Annotated in this window: 14 protein-coding genes; 7 read left to right on the forward strand and 7 right to left on the reverse strand. The window is 52.3% G+C overall.

The window, feature by feature from the left end; translation table 11 throughout:
* Positions 1 to 299: 299 nt before the first annotated feature.
* Together GFB57_RS00390 and GFB57_RS00395 are read left to right on the forward strand one after the other, a co-directional pair.
* Positions 300 to 1,904, forward strand: coding sequence for a DUF3300 domain-containing protein (locus GFB57_RS00390; protein ID WP_003018676.1), 1,605 nt, complete (start codon positions 300 to 302; stop codon positions 1,902 to 1,904).
* A 10-nt stretch (positions 1,905 to 1,914) separates the two neighbouring features.
* Positions 1,915 to 2,709, forward strand: coding sequence for a DUF2950 family protein (locus tag GFB57_RS00395; protein WP_003018680.1), 795 nt, complete (start codon positions 1,915 to 1,917; stop codon positions 2,707 to 2,709).
* 63 nt (positions 2,710 to 2,772) lie between these two features.
* Here GFB57_RS00395 and traT read toward each other — a convergent pair whose 3' ends face one another.
* From traT to pdhR, 5 genes are all read right to left on the reverse strand, one after another.
* A complete protein-coding gene (gene traT, locus GFB57_RS00400) occupies positions 2,773 to 3,504 on the reverse strand; it encodes a complement resistance protein TraT (RefSeq protein ID WP_003018683.1) in 732 nt (243 codons plus the stop codon).
* A 194-nt stretch (positions 3,505 to 3,698) separates the two neighbouring features.
* Complete coding sequence (gene lpdA / locus GFB57_RS00405; protein ID WP_003018686.1) at positions 3,699 to 5,123, reverse strand: dihydrolipoyl dehydrogenase; 1,425 nt, start codon at positions 5,121 to 5,123, stop codon at positions 3,699 to 3,701.
* A gap of 175 nt (positions 5,124 to 5,298) precedes the next feature.
* Complete coding sequence (gene aceF / locus GFB57_RS00410; protein ID WP_003018689.1) at positions 5,299 to 7,188, reverse strand: pyruvate dehydrogenase complex dihydrolipoyllysine-residue acetyltransferase; 1,890 nt, start codon at positions 7,186 to 7,188, stop codon at positions 5,299 to 5,301.
* 14 nt (positions 7,189 to 7,202) lie between these two features.
* Positions 7,203 to 9,866, reverse strand: coding sequence for a pyruvate dehydrogenase (acetyl-transferring), homodimeric type (aceE, locus tag GFB57_RS00415; RefSeq protein WP_003018692.1), 2,664 nt, complete (start codon positions 9,864 to 9,866; stop codon positions 7,203 to 7,205).
* A gap of 163 nt (positions 9,867 to 10,029) precedes the next feature.
* On the reverse strand, positions 10,030 to 10,794 hold the full coding sequence (gene pdhR, locus GFB57_RS00420) for a pyruvate dehydrogenase complex transcriptional repressor PdhR (RefSeq protein WP_003018699.1): 765 nt from the start codon (positions 10,792 to 10,794) through the stop codon (positions 10,030 to 10,032).
* 564 nt (positions 10,795 to 11,358) lie between these two features.
* On the opposite strand from pdhR, the gene aroP reads away from it, so the two are divergent.
* The 3 genes from aroP to GFB57_RS00435 all read left to right on the forward strand — a co-directional run bounded on the left by aroP (position 11,359) and on the right by GFB57_RS00435 (position 15,246).
* A complete protein-coding gene (gene aroP / locus GFB57_RS00425; protein ID WP_085951556.1) occupies positions 11,359 to 12,732 on the forward strand; it encodes an aromatic amino acid transporter AroP in 1,374 nt (457 codons plus the stop codon).
* 157 nt (positions 12,733 to 12,889) lie between these two features.
* Positions 12,890 to 14,296: an MFS transporter gene (locus GFB57_RS00430; RefSeq protein ID WP_003018705.1), complete on the forward strand. Its 1,407-nt coding sequence runs from the start codon at positions 12,890 to 12,892 to the stop codon at positions 14,294 to 14,296.
* Complete coding sequence (locus tag GFB57_RS00435) at positions 14,296 to 15,246, forward strand: family 43 glycosylhydrolase (protein WP_003018708.1); 951 nt, start codon at positions 14,296 to 14,298, stop codon at positions 15,244 to 15,246. The genes GFB57_RS00430 and GFB57_RS00435 overlap by 1 nt, the downstream gene beginning before the upstream one ends.
* A gap of 92 nt (positions 15,247 to 15,338) precedes the next feature.
* Here the strand turns inward: GFB57_RS00435 and ampE are convergent, their stop codons facing one another.
* Both ampE and ampD read right to left on the reverse strand, forming a co-directional pair.
* Entirely contained in the window at positions 15,339 to 16,193 is an 855-nt protein-coding gene (gene ampE, locus GFB57_RS00440; RefSeq protein WP_003018711.1) for a beta-lactamase regulator AmpE, read from the reverse strand.
* Positions 16,190 to 16,753 (reverse strand): 1,6-anhydro-N-acetylmuramyl-L-alanine amidase AmpD, encoded by a 564-nt coding sequence (gene ampD, locus GFB57_RS00445; RefSeq protein ID WP_003018719.1) that lies wholly within the window; start codon positions 16,751 to 16,753, stop codon positions 16,190 to 16,192. The genes ampE and ampD overlap by 4 nt, the downstream gene beginning before the upstream one ends.
* 87 nt (positions 16,754 to 16,840) lie before the next feature.
* Here ampD and nadC point away from each other — a divergent pair, with 87 nt between their 5' ends.
* Together nadC and ppdD are read left to right on the forward strand one after the other, a co-directional pair.
* On the forward strand, positions 16,841 to 17,734 hold the full coding sequence (gene nadC, locus GFB57_RS00450) for a carboxylating nicotinate-nucleotide diphosphorylase (protein ID WP_003018721.1): 894 nt from the start codon (positions 16,841 to 16,843) through the stop codon (positions 17,732 to 17,734).
* A gap of 243 nt (positions 17,735 to 17,977) precedes the next feature.
* Positions 17,978 to 18,415 carry a prepilin peptidase-dependent pilin gene (gene ppdD, locus GFB57_RS00455; RefSeq protein WP_003018724.1) on the forward strand — a complete coding sequence of 146 codons (438 nt, stop codon included), beginning with the start codon at positions 17,978 to 17,980 and terminating at the stop codon, positions 18,413 to 18,415.
* The last annotated feature ends 5 nt before the right edge of the window (positions 18,416 to 18,420 follow it).

Here is an 18,420-nt window from a genome sequence, read left to right on the forward strand (position 1 = left end):
TTACAAAAAAGCAACATAAAAAATTGGCTGAATCGTTAAGAATGGTGTAGCGGCAAGGCGGAACGCAATTCAGGCTACCTAAAACCACCCTGAAACGGTTGATTTTCAAGCGCGAGATGCTGAATTTTCCAGCGACTTTTCAGCCATCAGATATAATTGTGTAATAAATCCTCACACTCTTTTTCCGGACCTACCGGGTGAATCCCCAATAAAAGTCAAAACTGTCTAACACGGGTGAATAATACTCGCGGCAACAGGAACGCCTCACGGCACAGCGCTTGTCTCGTTGGAGTCATTTTATGAAGTTGCCCCTTAAGCCACATCTGCTTGTCCTTTTGTGCAGTGTCGGGCTGTTTGCCGCCTCAGGCGTGATGTTCGTTAAAAGTCGTGCTACGGAGCCTGCAGTTCCGGCCCCCGTTGCACAGCAACCGTCAGTACCGGCTCCAGCGCCCATAGCGGCCCCTGCCCCGGCCGACCAAACAGCGCCCGTCGTGGCACCAACCTACTCGGCAGCACAAATCGATCAGTGGGTTGCACCTATCGCACTCTATCCAGACTCGCTGCTGTCGCAAATTTTGATGGCCTCAACCTATCCGGCTAACGTCATCCAGGCCGCACAGTGGTCAAAAGACAATCCCAAAATGCAGGGCGACGCCGCCATTCAGGCCGTTGCCAGCCAGCCCTGGGATCCCAGCGTGAAATCGCTGGTCGCCTTTCCTCAGTTGATGTCGCTGATGGGTGAAAATCCGCCGTGGGTACAAAGTCTGGGCGATGCTTTCCTTGCGCAGCCAAAAGATGTTATGGATTCCGTTCAACGCCTGCGTGCACTGGCGCAACAGACCGGTGCGTTGCAATCGACACCGCAGCAGACAGTCACCACCGTGACCAAAGCGGCGCCGGCTAAAACCGTCACCAGCGAGTCGACGACCAGTTCAGTGACCACAACAGCCACGACCGCCTCAACAAGCCCAACGGTAATCAAAATTGAATCCGCCGATCCGCAGGTGGTGTACGTTCCTACCTATAACCCGAATACGGTTTACGGTACCTGGCCGAACACCGCCTATCCGCCAACCTATCTGCCGCCAACGCCCGGCGAGCAGTTTGGTAACAGCTTCGTTAATGGTTTAGGCTTCAGCCTCGGTGTTGCAACAACCTATGCCATCTTCAGCAACATCGACTGGGATGACGACGACGATCACCATCATAATGATGACTGGGATAACCATGGCGGCTATAACCGTAATGGTGATAACAACATCAATATTAACGTTGATAACTTTAATAAAATCAGTGGACAACGACTGACAGACGCCAACCGTACCTGGCAGCACAACCCGGCCTATCGTGAGGGTGTGCCATACCCAAATAACCAGCTCAATAACCGCTTCCACTCCACTAACACGGCTACAGGCTTAAGTTCAACCCAGCAAAGACCGGTCAACCGTGATAGCCAACGCCAGGCTGCGATGAGCCAAATGGAAAAATCAACGGGAAAAACATTCCCGCAGACGGCGCGTACGGGCACGAAAGACGCCCAGCGTCAGGCATCCAGCCAACAGCTGAAGCAAATTTCCCAACGTAATAACTACCGTGGTTACGATACCAAACCGCAAACCGCGAAACGGACAAGCACACAGCAACGTGAGAATCGTCAGGCAGCCGCCCAGCGACAGGAGAAACGGGTCACGCAACCGGCGCAGCAACGCAATGTGCAACAGCGCAATCTTCAACAACGGACCAGCCAGCCACGCGCCAATGCGCTGAGCGGGAACGACAGTCGCTCCGCCAACTGGCAGGCGCAGCAACAGCGAGGGGCACAGAGCCGGCAGGTCGCCCGTAATCAGCCATCGCGCCAGCCTTCTGGCGGGCGTGCTGAACACCGTGAATTCCGTCATCGTTAAGGGAACCGACATGAAAAATAAACTACTCAGTGGAATTGTGTTGTTCATGGTTTCGGCTGCCGCGATGGCACAACAATCTTTCAGCACACCAGACCAGGCGACCGATGCGCTGGCAAACGCGATTAGTGAGCAAAATGAAAGTGCAATGAGCAACCTGCTCGGGGAAAACTGGCGTGATTTTCTACCGCCAGAAGGCGTCGATCCTGATGCGGTTGATCGTTTCCTGCGCGACTGGAAGGTTCGCCATAATACCGTTGTCGACGGCAATACCGCGCATCTGGTGGTCGGGGATAGCGACTGGCAACTGCCAATCCCGGTCGTCAAAAACGCTTCAGGCTGGCAATTTGATATCAAGGAAGCGGCCGAAGAGATCCTGACCCGTGAGATTGGACGAAACGAACTCGCGGCTATCGAGGCGTTACACGCTTATGTAGATGCCCAGCAGAGCTATTTTGCGATGAACCAGAAATACGCGCAAAAGATTGTCAGTTCTGAAGGGAAAAAAGATGGTCTGTACTGGCCTGTTTCACCCGGCGAAGCGCCAAGCCCACTCGGCCCGGCCTTTAGTCCACAGGAACCTGGCACGGGCTATCACGGCTATCATTTTCGTATCCTTCCCGACAAAACCAGCGGTTTTGCCATGGTGGCCTGGCCTGTTAGCTATGATCACACCGGCGTGATGAGTTTTATGATTAACGGTGATGATAAAGTCTATCAGGCCGATCTCGGCGTTGATTCTCAGCAAAAAGCACAGGCGTTAACCACATTCCATCCGGATAAAACCTGGCAGCCCGTAGCGCCCTGATACCAATTCGAAAGATTAGTTGGCCGGGTAAGGCGTAGCCGCCCCCCGGCAACCCACAGCAAATTACAGGATGTTAGCGACAGATTTCGCCAACTGAGCTTCCAGAACCGGCTTCGCTTCTTCGAACTTCAGATTCACTTTGTTAGCATTAGACACGACGCGAGTCTGATATTTTGCACGATCGCCTTGCGCGCTGCTGGTTTGCAACTTGATACCGGATGTCCCTTGACGCAACGCCGCAACGTTATCCGTTGTCACTTTCGCTTTGCTGCGTTCAGAGATCTGCAGGTCAGTGACCATGGTGTAGTTTACGTCTTCCACCATCGCATCCGCAGCCATGCCGATCAGCCCCGCCGCGATACCAACACCCAGCGCCGCACCAGAGGAGTTGCTATTATAGGCGGTAATCCCCGCACCCAACGCTGCGCCCATCGCGGCACCTTCATAACCCGTTTTCAGGAAGCCCTGAGCTTCACGCAGATCCATTTTGTCCGCTTTCAATACGTTCGCCTGTACCCAGTAATAAGCGCTGTCTGGTGAACTGGTCACTTTATAACCTTTCGCGGACAGGTCATTTGCCAGCAGGGTTTGCAGGTTACTCATGTCTTTGTCAGAGGTATTTTTTACCTGAATGTAGACGGTCTTCTCGCTGGAAGGCTCCAGCCAGATGGTTTCACTCATCTGCGTTTTCACTTCAAGGTTACGTTTTTTAACGGCGGTGGTCATCGCGCCACAACCGGTCAGCGTCATTGCCGCGACAATCATGCCAACAACCGCGATTTTTTTTAAAGACATGTATTTTCCTTTTTTCGTGTAATAGAGAGTCCAGAGCCTCTTAACCGCGCGGCCAGTAGCCACACAATGGCGAAAAAAGTATCGGCAGTTGCGCAATTTTTTTTAGTGGAGATATCAATAAGATGACTACCAGAACTGGTAGCTTTCGGGAAAAAAAACGCCTCCGAAGAGGCGTTTTCACAAAAGCGGGAAGATTACTTTTTCTTCGCTTTCGGGTTCGGCAGGTCGGTGATGCTACCTTCGAACACTTCAGCTGCCAGACCAACGGACTCGTGCAGAGTCGGGTGAGCGTGGATGGTCAGCGCGATGTCTTCAGCGTCACAGCCCATTTCGATCGCCAGACCGATTTCACCCAGCAGCTCGCCGCCGTTGGTACCGACAATCGCACCACCGATCACACGGTGAGATTCTTTGTCGAAAATCAGTTTGGTCATACCGTCTGCGCAGTCAGAAGCGATAGCACGGCCAGAAGCAGCCCACGGGAAGGTGGCGGTTTCGTAGCTGATGCCTTTTTCTTTCGCTTCTTTCTCAGTCAGGCCAACCCATGCAACTTCTGGTTCAGTGTACGCGATGGATGGAATAACTTTCGGATCGAAGTAGTGTTTCTTACCGGCGATAACTTCAGCGGCAACGTGACCTTCGTGAACACCTTTGTGCGCCAGCATCGGCTGACCAACGATATCGCCGATAGCAAAGATGTGCGGCACGTTGGTGCGCAGCTGTTTGTCAACGCGGATGAAGCCACGGTCATCAACTTCAACGCCAGCTTTGCCCGCATCGAGGTTTTTACCGTTCGGTACACGACCGATAGCTACCAGCACAGCATCGTAACGCTGAGCTTCGGCAGGGGCTTTTTTGCCTTCCATGGAAACGTAGATACCGTCTTCTTTCGCTTCAACGGCGGTCACTTTGGTTTCCAGCATCAGGTTGAATTTCTTGCTGATACGCTTGGTGAAGACTTTAACCACGTCTTTGTCGGCAGCTGGGATAACCTGGTCGAACATTTCAACCACGTCGATCTCTGAACCCAGCGCATGGTACACGGTACCCATTTCCAGACCGATAATACCGCCGCCCATAACCAGCAGGCGCTTAGGAACAGTTTTCAGTTCCAGCGCGTCAGTGGAGTCCCACACGCGCGGATCTTCGTGCGGAATGAAAGGCAGTTCGATCGGACGGGAACCCGCCGCGATGATCGCGTTGTCGAAGTTGATTACGGTTTTGCCGTTTTCGCCTTCAACTTCCAGGGTGTTCGCCCCAGTAAATTTACCCAGACCGTTAACCACTTTCACTTTACGGCCTTTGGCCATACCAGCCAGACCGCCAGTCAGTTGAGTGATAACTTTTTCTTTCCAGGTACGAATCTTGTCGATATCGGTTTTCGGCTCGCCAAAAACGATACCGTGTTCAGCCAGCGCTTTGGCTTCTTCGATAACTTTTGCTACGTGCAGCAGCGCTTTAGAAGGGATACAGCCGACGTTCAGACAAACACCACCGAGGGTGCTGTAACGTTCTACTATGACGGTCTCCAGACCTAAATCTGCGCAACGGAAGGCAGCAGAGTAACCTGCAGGGCCTGCCCCAAGTACCACGACCTGAGTTTTGATTTCAGTGCTCATCATGACCTCTTAATTTATACCCGTCGTCCACCGGGTCGTTCTATCCGCCCGTATTTTACAAAATTGTTAACAATTTTGAAACAACAAACGGCAACCGATTTGTCTTTCGCACAATAACCTCACTGACTTCATGAGATTACCAGAAAAAAGCCGGCCGTCGGGCCGGCTTTTTCGCTTACATCACCAGGCGGCGAATGTCAGACAGCATGTTGTTGATGATGGTGATAAAGCGCGCACCATCCGCACCGTCAATTACACGGTGGTCGAAGGAGAGCGAAATCGGCATCATCAGACGCGGCATAAACTCTTTACCGTTCCACACTGGCTCCATAGAGGACTTGGAGACACCGAGGATAGCCACTTCCGGCGCGTTCACAATCGGCGCGAAGTGGGTAGTACCCAGGCCACCGATGCTGGAGATGGTGAAGCAACCGCCCTGCATTTCGCCAGCAGTCAGCTTGCCATCACGCGCTTTCTTGGAGATCACGGTCAGTTCACGAGACAGCTCGGTAATGCTCTTCTTGTTCACGTCTTTGAAGACCGGAACAACCAGACCATTCGGAGTATCAACCGCTACACCGATGTTGATGTATTTCTTCAGGGTCAGGCGCTGACCGTCTTCAGACAGGGAGCTGTTAAAGCGCGGCATCTGTTCCAGAGCTGCGGCAACGGCTTTCATGATGAAGACTACTGGGGTAAATTTCACGTCCAGTTTACGTTTTTCAGCTTCGGCGTTCTGCTGTTTACGGAACGCTTCCAGATCGGTGATATCGGTCTTATCGAAGTGAGTAACGTGCGGGATCATCACCCAGTTACGGCTCAGGTTAGCACCAGAGATTTTCTGGATACGGCCCAGTTCCACTTCTTCGATTTCACCAAACTTGCTGAAGTCCACTTTCGGCCAAGGCAGCATGCCCGGGATACCGCCGCCTGCTGCTGCAGCCGGAGCCGCTTCAGCACGCTTGATAGCGTCTTTCACGTAAGCCTGAACGTCTTCACGCAGGATACGACCTTTACGGCCAGAACCTTTCACTTTCGCCAGGTTCACACCGAATTCGCGCGCCAGGCGACGAATCAGCGGTGTTGCATGAACGTAAGCGTCGTTTTCAGCAAACTCAGATTTGCCTTCCGCTTTCGCGGCCGGAGCTGCGGCTTGCGCAGGCGCTGGTGCTGCGGCCGGAGCCGGAGCAGCTGCTTGTGCTGGAGCGGCTGCAGGTGCTGCGCCTTCGACTTCGAAGACCATAATCAGAGAACCGGTTTTAACTTTGTCGCCGGTGCTGATTTTGATTTCTTTCACGGTGCCCGCGAACGGTGCCGGAACTTCCATTGACGCTTTATCGCCTTCAACGGTGATCAGTGATTGCTCAGCGGCAATTTTATCGCCCACTTTAACCATCACTTCAGTGACTTCGACTTCGTCACCGCCGATATCCGGTACGTTAACTTCTTTCGAGCCGGAAGCAGCCGGAGCCGCCGCTGCTGCTGGAGCAGCCGCCTGAGCCGGTGCAGCAGCAGGCGCTGCGCCCGCTACTTCGAAGACCATAATCAGGGAACCGGTAGACACTTTGTCGCCGGTGTTGATTTTGATCTCTTTAACGGTACCCGCGAACGGTGCCGGAACTTCCATTGACGCTTTGTCACCTTCAACGGTGATCAGAGACTGTTCAGCCGCAACGGTGTCGCCCACTTTAACCATGATCTCGGTAACTTCAACTTCGTCGCCGCCGATGTCCGGTACGTGTACGTCTTTCGCCGCCGCAGCAGCAGGTGCTGCTGCCGGAGCCGCTTCTTTCTTCTCTTCTGCCGGAGCAGGTGCAGCTGCTGCTGCACCGTCGGCGGAATCGAAAATCATGATCAGTTTGCCGGTCTCAGTTTTATCGCCAACAGAGACTTTGATCTCTTTAACGATACCAGCCTGAGGAGACGGAACTTCCATAGAGGCTTTGTCGCCTTCTACGGTGATCAGCGACTGTTCAGCTTCAACTTTGTCGCCCACTTTGACCAGGATCTCGGTGATTTCAACTTCATCAGCCCCGATGTCCGGTACATTGATTTCGATAGCCATTATTCTTTTACCTCTTACGCCAGACGCGGGTTAACTTTATCTGCATCGATGTTGAATTTGGTGATTGCGTCTGCAACCACTTTCTTATCGATTTCGCCACGTTTAGCCAGTTCGCCCAGGGCCGCTACAACCACGTAGGAAGCATCAACTTCGAAGTGGTGACGCAGGTTTTCACGGCTGTCAGAGCGACCGAAACCGTCGGTACCCAGTACGCGATAATCATCAGCCGGTACATAAGTACGAACCTGTTCGGCAAACAGTTTCATATAGTCAGTAGATGCTACTGCCGGAGCGTCGTTCATCACCTGAGCGATGTACGGAACGCGCGGAGTTTCCATCGGGTGCAGCATGTTCCAGCGCTCACAATCCTGGCCATCACGCGCCAGTTCAGTGAAGGAGGTTACGCTGTAAACGTCAGAACCTACACCGTAGTCGTTCGCCAGGATCTGTGCTGCTTCACGGACGTGACGCAGGATAGAACCGGAGCCCAGCAGCTGAACTTTACCTTTCTTACCTTCGAGGGTTTCGAGTTTGTAGATACCTTTACGGATACCTTCCTCGGCACCTGCTGGCATTGCCGGCATGTGGTAGTTTTCGTTCAGCGTGGTGATGTAGTAGTAAACGTTCTCTTGTTTCTCACCGTACATACGCTCCAGACCATCGTGCATGATGACCGCAACTTCGTACGCGTAAGACGGATCGTAAGAGATACAGTTCGGGATAGTCAGAGACTGAATATGGCTGTGACCATCTTCGTGCTGCAGACCTTCACCGTTCAGCGTCGTACGACCGGAAGTACCACCAATCAGGAAGCCACGAGCCTGTTGGTCGCCTGCCTGCCAGCACAGGTCACCGATACGCTGGAACCCGAACATGGAGTAGTAGATGTAGAACGGAATCATCGGCAGATCGTTGGTGCTGTAAGAGGTCGCAGCAGCCAGCCAGGATGCGCCAGCACCCAGTTCGTTGATACCTTCCTGCAGGATCTGACCTTTCTCGTCTTCTTTATAGTAAGCAACCTGCTCACGGTCCTGCGGGGTGTACTGCTGACCGTTCGGGCTGTAGATACCGATCTGACGGAACAGACCTTCCATACCGAAAGTACGTGCTTCATCAGCGATGATCGGAACCAGACGATCTTTGATCGACTTGTTCTTCAGCATCACGTTCAGGGCACGAACGAAAGCGATAGTGGTGGAGATTTCTTTGTTCTGCTCTTCCAGTAGAGCACCGAAGTCTTCCAGAGCCGGCAGTTCCAGCTTCTCAGTGAAGTTCGGCTGACGAGCTGGCAGGTAGCCATGCAGTTTCTGACGCTGAGCGTGCAGATAAGTGTGCTCTTCAGAACCTTCCGGGAAGGTGATGTAAGACAGGTTTTCAACCTGCTCATCGGTCACAGGAACGTTGAAACGGTCGCGGATATAACGCACGCCGTCCATGTTCATTTTCTTAACCTGGTGAGCGATGTTTTTACCTTCAGCGGTGTCACCCATGCCGTAACCTTTGATGGTATGGGCGAGGATTACAGTTGCTTTGCCTTTGGTTTCCTGCGCTTTTTTCAGTGCAGCGTAAACTTTCTTCGGATCGTGACCACCGCGGTTCAGAGACCAAATCTGCTCATCAGTCCAGTCAGCAACCAGTGCTGCGGTTTCCGGGTATTTACCGAAGAAGTGCTCACGTACATATGCGCCATCTTTGGATTTGAAGGTCTGGTAGTCGCCGTCAACGGTTTCGTTCATCAGCTGGATCAGTTTACCGCTGGTGTCTTTACGCAGCAGCTCATCCCAACGACCGCCCCACATGACTTTGATAACGTTCCAGCCAGCGCCCGCGAAGATGCCTTCCAGTTCGTTAACAATCTTGCCGTTACCGGTTACCGGGCCGTCAAGACGCTGCAGGTTACAGTTGATAACAAAGACCAGGTTGTCCAGTTTTTCACGGGTCGCGATGGTGATCGCACCTTTTGATTCTGGCTCATCCATCTCGCCGTCGCCCAGGAAGGCGTAAACGGTTTGTTTAGAGGTATCTTTCAGACCACGGTGTTCCAGATATTTCAGGAATTTAGCCTGGTAGATAGCACCGATTGGGCCCAGCCCCATAGATACGGTCGGGAACTGCCAGAATTCTGGCATCAGTTTCGGGTGCGGGTAGGAAGACAGGCCTTTGCCATGTACTTCCTGACGGAAGTTGTTCATCTGCTCTTCAGTCAGACGACCTTCCAGGAATGCGCGTGCGTAGATGCCCGGAGAGATGTGACCCTGGAAGTACACCAGATCGCCGCCATCTTGCTCGTTGCGTGCACGGAAGAAGTGGTTGAAGCAAACATCATATACCGTTGCGGAGGACTGGAAGGATGCCATGTGGCCACCCAGCTCGAGGTCCTTTTTAGACGCGCGCAGTACGGTCATGATGGCGTTCCAACGGATAGCAGAACGAATACGACGTTCCAGCTCCAGATTGCCCGGGTATTCCGGTTCATCTTCAACGGCAATAGTGTTTACATAATTGCTGGCCCCTGCACCTGCCGCTACTTTCACGCCGCCTTTGTGGGCTTCTGAAAGCAGTTGGTCGATCAGATACTGAGCACGCTCAACACCTTCTTCACGGATGACCGATTCGATCGCCTGTAGCCAGTCGCGAGTTTCGATCGGATCCACGTCATTTGGGAAACGTTCTGACATGGGGGTATTCCTTATCTATCTAATACGTTGAGTTATCTGGAACCTGTCCCATTACGTTCTCGCCAGAGAGCGTAATAAGACAGGTTCTGCGTTTAGTTGCCGCGCACTTTATATGGCGCTTGATTTACAACATCTTCTGGTTAACGTTCTGCCAGAAAAATCACTAATTCTTTCGTTGCTCCAGACGGCGTAAGGCGCGTTCACGACGGCTTTCCTCACGGCTTCTGTCCAGCAGAATCTCTTCGATAAACGCCAGGTGACGGTGGGACGCTTCACGCGCCTCTTCCGGCTTCCCGGCAATAATTGCTTCAAAAATACGGGTACGGTGACTGCTAACCAGTGGCAGCATTTCACGACGCGCATACAGCAATTCGAAGTTTTGCCGAACGTTCTGGGCCAGCATCGGCTCCATACACCTTAGCAAATGGAGCAGCACCACATTATGTGCCGCTTCGGTGACAGCAATTTGATACTGGAGTACTGCATCAGATTCACCGTCAAGATCGCCGGACTGTTGAGCAAGCTCGATCGCATGGTGGAGTTCACGGATACGCGTTTTGTCTTCATCCGTGCTGCGCAGTGCAGCGTAATAAGCTGCAATACCTTCCAGCGCATGGCGCGTCTCAAGCAGGTCAAACTGGGATTCAGGATGGTCGGAGAGCAGCTCTACCAGTGGGTCGCTAAAGCTCTGCCACAGGCTGCTCTGAACAAAAGTGCCACCGCCCTGACGACGAAGCAGTAACCCCTTCGCTTCAAGGCGTTGGATCGCCTCGCGTAAGGAGGGGCGGGAGACGTCGAACTGTTTTGCCAGCTCGCGTTCCGGTGGGAGTTTTTCTCCGGGGCGAAGTGTCCCCTCAAGAATTAAAAACTCCAGCTGCTGCTCAATCACATCGGAGAGTTTTGGTTGGCGGATTTTGCTGTAGGCCATGATTTCCTGTCTTAAGCCATTTGCCCGGAGTCAATTGGTCTTACCAATTTCATGTTCTTGACGCTAAAGTAACAAAGTATTCACCTTCTGTCCATACAGGTTTTGATTGAAATCAGTAAAGGAGGCATATTTTAACAACATTACAGAAATAACGTTTCAAACATGTAACTATGCACAAATGTTAAATTTACCCACCTCGAGGTAGTTTTAACGGAATTGAAACGAAAAATTATCTCATCTGAACCGATTCACCTGCTTATTTATCGATACTTAAATCACTATTAATGAATAGAAATTCAAAATAGAAATTTTGTGGTAGATAAACTCGCATTTACAAATGGTTTCTTTTTATTCAACTCGTCATCTCCCCCGCATAAAGCAGGTGCATTCGCGCTCACATATCATTATTCTGATCAAGACAAAAGCATTAAGGCAACATTTCATTAAAAGCATCTGTAAACAAATTAATACAACAAACGGAATTGCAAACTTACACACGCATTGCTGCGTAGTTCAAAAAATAAGTACTCGAAATATGAAGAGTAAAACCACACACGAGGTTTCATGATGGAAAGTCAACAGCATGGCGATCAGCTCAAGCGCGGTCTTAAGAACCGCCATATACAGCTAATCGCGCTGGGTGGCGCGATTGGTACCGGGTTATTCCTCGGTAGCGCATCCGTTATCCAGTCTGCAGGACCGGGGATTATTCTGGGTTACGCTATTGCCGGCTTTATCGCCTTTTTGATTATGCGTCAGTTAGGTGAAATGGTGGTTGAAGAGCCGGTAGCAGGCTCCTTTAGCCACTTTGCTTATAAATACTGGGGCAGTTTCGCGGGTTTCGCCTCTGGCTGGAACTACTGGGTACTGTACGTGCTGGTTGCCATGGCTGAGCTGACTGCAGTCGGTAAATATATCCAGTTCTGGTACCCGGAGATCCCAACCTGGGCCTCTGCTGCAGCCTTCTTCGTGATTATCAACGCCATTAACCTGACCAACGTGAAAGTGTTTGGTGAGATGGAGTTCTGGTTCGCCATTATTAAAGTCATTGCTGTCGTCGCGATGATCATCTTCGGCGGCTGGCTGCTGTTCAGCGGCAACGGCGGGCCGCAGGCCAGCGTCAGCAATCTGTGGAACCAGGGGGGCTTCCTGCCGCATGGCTTCACCGGTCTGGTGATGATGATGGCGATTATCATGTTCTCTTTCGGTGGACTGGAGCTGGTTGGGATCACCGCAGCAGAAGCGGATAACCCGGAGCAAAGCATTCCCAAAGCAACCAACCAGGTTATCTACCGTATCCTGATTTTCTATGTGGGTTCGCTGGCGGTTCTGCTTTCCCTGATGCCGTGGACGCGCGTTACGGCTGATACCAGCCCGTTTGTCCTTATTTTCCACGAACTGGGCGACACGTTTGTTGCTAATGCCCTGAACATCGTGGTGCTGACTGCTGCCCTTTCTGTCTATAACAGCTGTGTGTACTGCAACAGCCGTATGCTGTTCGGTCTGGCACAGCAGGGCAATGCGCCGAAAGCGCTGATGAACGTCGACAAACGCGGCGTGCCGGTAAACACCATTCTGGTTTCCGCACTGGTGACGGCTCTGTGCGTGCTGATCAACTACCTGGCGCCAGAATCTGCCTTTGGCCTGTTGATGGCGCTGGTAGTTTCCGCACTGGTAATCAACTGGGCAATGATTAGCCTTGCGCACATGAAGTTCCGCAAAGCCAAACAGCAGCAGGGTGTTACCACCCGCTTCCCGGCGCTGCTCTATCCGCTGGGTAACTGGGTGTGCCTGATTTTCATGGCTGCAGTACTGGTGATTATGCTGATGACGCCGGGCATGGCGATCTCGGTGTACTTAATCCCGGTATGGATTGCTATTCTTGGCATTGGTTACCTGTTCAAACAGAAAACGGCCGGCACGGTTAAAGCACATTAATTTTTCCTCCCCCACCTGCGCCAGGTGGGGGTTGTTACCTGCCTCACACTTTCCCACTCACGACTGTTTAGTCCATATCAGCGGCGTTATCCTGCAACGCAAAAACACCGGTACCAGACAATAATTCTCTCCATATTTCATTCATGGAGTGCAGTTGATGGAAACCAGTAAGCTCACGGTGAAAGAAAAGATTGGCTATGGAATGGGCGACGCCGGATGCAACATCATCTTTGGCGCCATCATGTTGTTTGTTAACTATTTTTACACAGACATTTTTGGTCTGGCGCCTGCTCTGGTCGGCGTATTACTGCTCTCAGTACGCGTTATTGATGCCGTTACTGATCCCATTATGGGCGCAATGGCCGACCGTACGCGCAGCAAATATGGTCGATTTCGTCCATGGCTTTTGTGGATGGCTTTCCCATACGCATTATTCAGCGTATTGATGTTTACCACCCCGGAATGGACCTATAACAGCAAAGTTATCTATGCCTTTGTTACCTATTTCCTGCTCTCAATTACCTATACGGCGATCAATATCCCCTATTGCTCTCTCGGCAGCGTCATCACCAACGATCCGCAAGAACGCGTCGCCTGCCAGTCATATCGCTTTGTATTGGTAGGAATTGCAACTCTGCTGCTGTCACTCACCCTGCTCCCCATGGCCGACTGGTTCGGCGGGGAAGACAAAGCCAAAGGGTATCAAATGGCGATGGCGGTACTGGCCTTCATCGGCATGTGTATGTTCCTGTTCTGCTTTGCAACCGTCCGTGAGCGTGTCCGTCCTGCCGTCCCGACCAATGACGATTTAAAAGCCGATCTAAAAGATGTGTGGAAGAACGATCAGTGGGTAAAAATTCTGCTGTTAACCCTGTGCAACGTCTGTCCGGGTTTTATTCGCATGGCTGCCACCATGTACTACGTGACCTGGGTTATGCAGCAGAGTACACAATTTGCGACGTTGTTTATCAGTCTTGGCGTTGTAGGCATGATGATCGGCAGCATGTTGGCGAAAGTGTTAACCGATCGCTGGTGCAAACTGAAAGTGTTCTTCTGGACCAATATCATCCTGGCGATTTTCTCCGCCGCGTTTTACTTCTTCGATCCGAAAGCCACCATGATGATTATGGTGCTCTACTTCCTGCTCAACATCCTGCATCAGATCCCATCCCCGCTGCACTGGTCGCTGATGGCGGATGTCGATGACTATGGCGAGTGGAAAACCGGTAAACGTATCACCGGAATCAGCTTCTCCGGTAACCTGTTCTTCCTGAAACTGGGTCTGGCGATTGCCGGAGCGATGGTCGGCTTCCTGCTCTCCTGGTACGGCTACGACGCTGGGGCGAAAGCGCAAAGCGACTCCGCCATTAACGGTATTATGCTGCTGTTTACCATCATACCTGGCGCAGGCTACCTGATTACTGCAGGCGTGGTTCGTCTGCTGAAAGTTGACCGCGAGTTTATGCAGCAAATCCAGACAGATTTAGAAAAGCGCCGCGCCAACTACCGTGAACTGAATGAATACCACGATATAAAAACGACTGAAACCGTAAGGAAAGCCTAATGAATCAGTGGCCAAATCCCTTTATTGAACAGCGTGCCGATCCGTTTATCTTACGTGACGGTAGCCACTACTATTTCATTGCTTCAGTACCTGAATATGACCGGCTGGAGATACGCCGGGCCGACTCGCTGGAAGGGTTGCGCACCGCCGCCCCGGTTATCATCTGGCGCAAGCCAGAAAGCGGCCCCATGAGCCAACTCATCTGGGCGCCCGAAATCCATCATCTGGCAGGCAAGTGGTACATCTATTTTGCCGCCACCCACACACAGTCGCTCGACAAGCTGGGGATGTTCCAGCATCGCATGTTTGCGCTCGAATGTGCCGACGCCGATCCGCTGACCGGAAAGTGGACGGAGAAAGGTCAGATTATAACGCAGTTTGATACCTTTGCGCTCGATGCCACCACCTTTAACCATCAGGGAAAACAGTGGTATCTATGGGCGCAGAAATCGCCCGATATCGCCGGAAACTCCAATATCTATCTCGCAGAACTGGAAAATCCATGGACGATTAAAGGCGAGCCGGTCATGCTAAGCCATCCTGAATATGACTGGGAATGCCGGGGTTTTTGGGTCAACGAAGGTCCTGCCGTCATGGTTCACGGCGACAAGTTGTTTATCAGCTATTCCGCCAGCGCTACCGATGAGAACTACTGTATGGGATTATTGTGGATTGACTTAGACGCAGATCCGCTCAACCCGCAGAACTGGCACAAATCACCGCGCCCGGTCTTTACCACCAGCTATGAAAACCGCCAGTTTGGGCCAGGACACAACAGCTTTACGCAAACGCCAGAAGGTGAAGATGTGCTGGTGTATCACGCGAGAAATTACACCGAAATCGAGGGCGATCCGCTGTACGACCCAAACCGCCACACTCGTCTGAAGCTCGTGCGTTGGGACGAAAACGGCATGCCAGATTTTGGCATCCCGCCTGCTGATACGAACTAAACTGTTGCACTGCCCGGTGGCGCTAACGCTTACCGGGCCTACACGTTTTTCCATTGTAGGCCGGATAAGCGTTAGCGCCATCCGGCACAACGCTATACTAATGCCCCATAAATGGTCAGCAATGCAATAATCACCACCACCACAAACGAGGTCTTCTTCGCCATCGAAACAGCCGCTTTTGGCGTTTCGACTTTATCGGTATGAGGTTCGCGCGCCAGCGAGAACTGCGCCAGACGCGTAAGCACCTGATATTGCGAAGTATGCAGATCAGCAAGCGACGCAAACCAGGCTGGCAACGCCTTCTCGCCGTGTCCCAGCAGCGCATAGACCACGCCCGCCAGACGCACCGGGATCCAGTCCAGCACATGCAGGATCGCATCAATACCCGATTGCAGACGCTGGTGCGGTGTCTGGTAACGCGCCAGCCAGGACTGCCAGGCACGTAAAAAGGCATAACCAACCAGCGTCACAGGTCCCCACGGGCCACCGACAATCAGCCAGAATAACGGCGCCAGGTAAAAGCGAAAGTTGTTCCATAACAGCGCGTTCTGCAGTTCACGCAGGAACTCACGCTCATCACAGTCCGGCGGAACACCATGGATAAGCGTCAGCTCGCTGGCCATCGCCTCACGAGCGTGAGCATCATCGCGAGCAGCCGCGTTCAGGTAAGCGTGATAGTGAAGGCGTGCCTTGCCTGCGCCGATGCACAGCAAGCCAATTAAGATCCACGCCACCAGCAACGGAACGTTAAACAGCAGCCCATGAAGTGCGCGCAGTAGCAGAAACGTCACTCCCATCGCAATAAGAGTCATGCCTACCGTACGCATCATCGAGAAATGCTTAATCCGGCGGAAAAAAGCTTCAACCCGGTGATCAAGCTGCCAGTGCTCACCCAGCTTAAACAGGCGTTCAACAATCAACACCAGTAATGTTGTAAACAACGTCATGTCATCTCCTTGTGCGACGAGGGGGTGACCAGGGCGCGAAACCTTGCCCAGTCAAATGAGGGCCCGGGATCGGTCTTACGCTCGGGCGCAATATTGCAATGTCCTGTCATATTGTTAGCAATAGCCGGATAACGCGTAATCAGGGCATTGGTCACGGCTGCAAGTTGCTGGTACTGCGCGTCGGTATAGGCCAGCGTATCCGTCCCTTCCAGCTCAATACCAATTGAGAAATCATTACAGCGTTCACGGCCCTGATAGCTCGAGACGCCGGCATGCCAGGCGCGTTTATCAAAGGGGACATACTGCACGATTTCACCATCACGGCGAATTAAACAATGGGCCGAAACGCGCAAATGGGCGATTCCGGCAAAATAAGGATGGGCGTTGGGATCAATCGTGCCGGTAAACAGCGCGTCTATCCACGGGCCGCCAAACTCGCCGGGCGGCAGGCTGATATTATGCACCACCAGCAGAGAAGGGTTTTCGTCATCCGGGCGGCAATCGTAATGCGGAGAGGGAACGCGTCGCGCCTCTGCCAGCCAGCCCTCGTCTAACAACATGCAGAATCTCCTTATTGGTGGTGCTCATATCAGGTTCAGGGTAGCATGTTTCCACCTTATGATTCGTTAGCAATTTGGAGTTTTATCATGCCGCCTCGCCGCTATAACCCTGACTACCGACGTGACGCGCTGTTGGAACGCATAAATCTCGATATCCCTGCCGCTGTCGCTCAGGCACTGCGTGAAGATTTAGGCGGAGAAGTTGATGCCAATAACGATATCACCGCACAGCTTTTACCCGAAGACATGCGCTCCCACGCTACCGTAATCACCCGCGAAGATGGCGTTTTTTGTGGGAAACGTTGGGTGGAAGAGGTCTTTATTCAACTGGCTGGCGATGATGTAAACATCACCTGGCATGTCGAAGATGGCGACAGCATTAAGGCTAATCAGCCACTGTTTGAACTGGACGGCCCTTCCCGCGTGTTACTGACCGGTGAACGTACCGCGCTTAATTTTGTGCAGACGCTTTCAGGTGTAGCAAGCGAGGTGCGTAAATACGTCGACCTGTTAGCGGGGACCAAGACCCAACTGCTGGATACGCGTAAAACCCTGCCAGGACTGCGTACCGCGCTAAAATACGCCGTATTGTGCGGCGGCGGTGCGAATCATCGTTTGGGGCTGTCCGACGCTTTCCTGATTAAAGAAAACCACATTATTGCTTCCGGCTCGGTACGTCAGGCCGTAGAAAAAGCATTCTGGTTGCACCCAGATGTGCCGGTTGAAGTCGAAGTAGAAAACCTGGATGAGCTGGACGACGCGCTGAAAGCCGGAGCCGACATCATCATGCTCGATAACTTCGAAACCGACCAAATGCGCGAAGCGGTAAAACGCACAAACGGCCAGGCGCGTCTGGAAGTCTCGGGCAATGTCACCCATGAAACGCTGCGCGAATTTGCCGAAACAGGCGTGGATTTCATCTCTGTTGGCGCGCTGACCAAACATGTTCGCGCACTCGATCTCTCCATGCGTTTTCGCTAATTGCAGATTGTATTGCCCGATGGTGCTTTGCTTATCGGGCCTCCTACACAGGTTTATTCTGTAAGCCGGATACGGCATTTACGCCGCCATCCGGCAGTTTCTTCGAGCCTCTTAGCAAATACATTGTCTGATTCTGTAATTTCGTAAAAGTCCTCGGAATCCGCCTTCCCATTCTGTTTTTTGTCTCTCGCCGTCCTCTCGTCGGTTTGCCAAAGTAGCGCCAGCAAACTCAAGGAGTGAACAATGAACAAGCAACGAGGCTTTACGCTTATCGAACTCATGGTGGTGATTGGCATTATTGCCATTCTTAGCGCCATCGGTATTCCGGCATATCAAAACTATCTGCGCAAAGCCGCGCTGACAGACATGCTGCAAACTTTTGTCCCCTATCGCACAGCGGTTGAGCTCTGTGCACTGGAGCATGGAGGAACAGATACCTGCGATGCCGGAACGAATGGTATTCCCACGCCAACAACTACCCGTTACGTCTCAGCCATGAGCATTGAAAAAGGCGTTGTCAGCCTTAGTGGGCAGGAAAGCCTGAACGGGTTAAGCATCACCATGACACCAGCTTGGGACAATGCCAACGGCATTACCGGCTGGAACCGTAACTGCATCATCCAGAACGACAGCGCATTGCAGCAGGCCTGTGAAGATGTTTTCCGCTTCGATACCCACTAAGGAAC

Source organism: Citrobacter sp. S39, from assembly GCF_009495675.1.
Classification (GTDB): Bacteria; Pseudomonadota; Gammaproteobacteria; order Enterobacterales; family Enterobacteriaceae; genus Citrobacter; species Citrobacter freundii.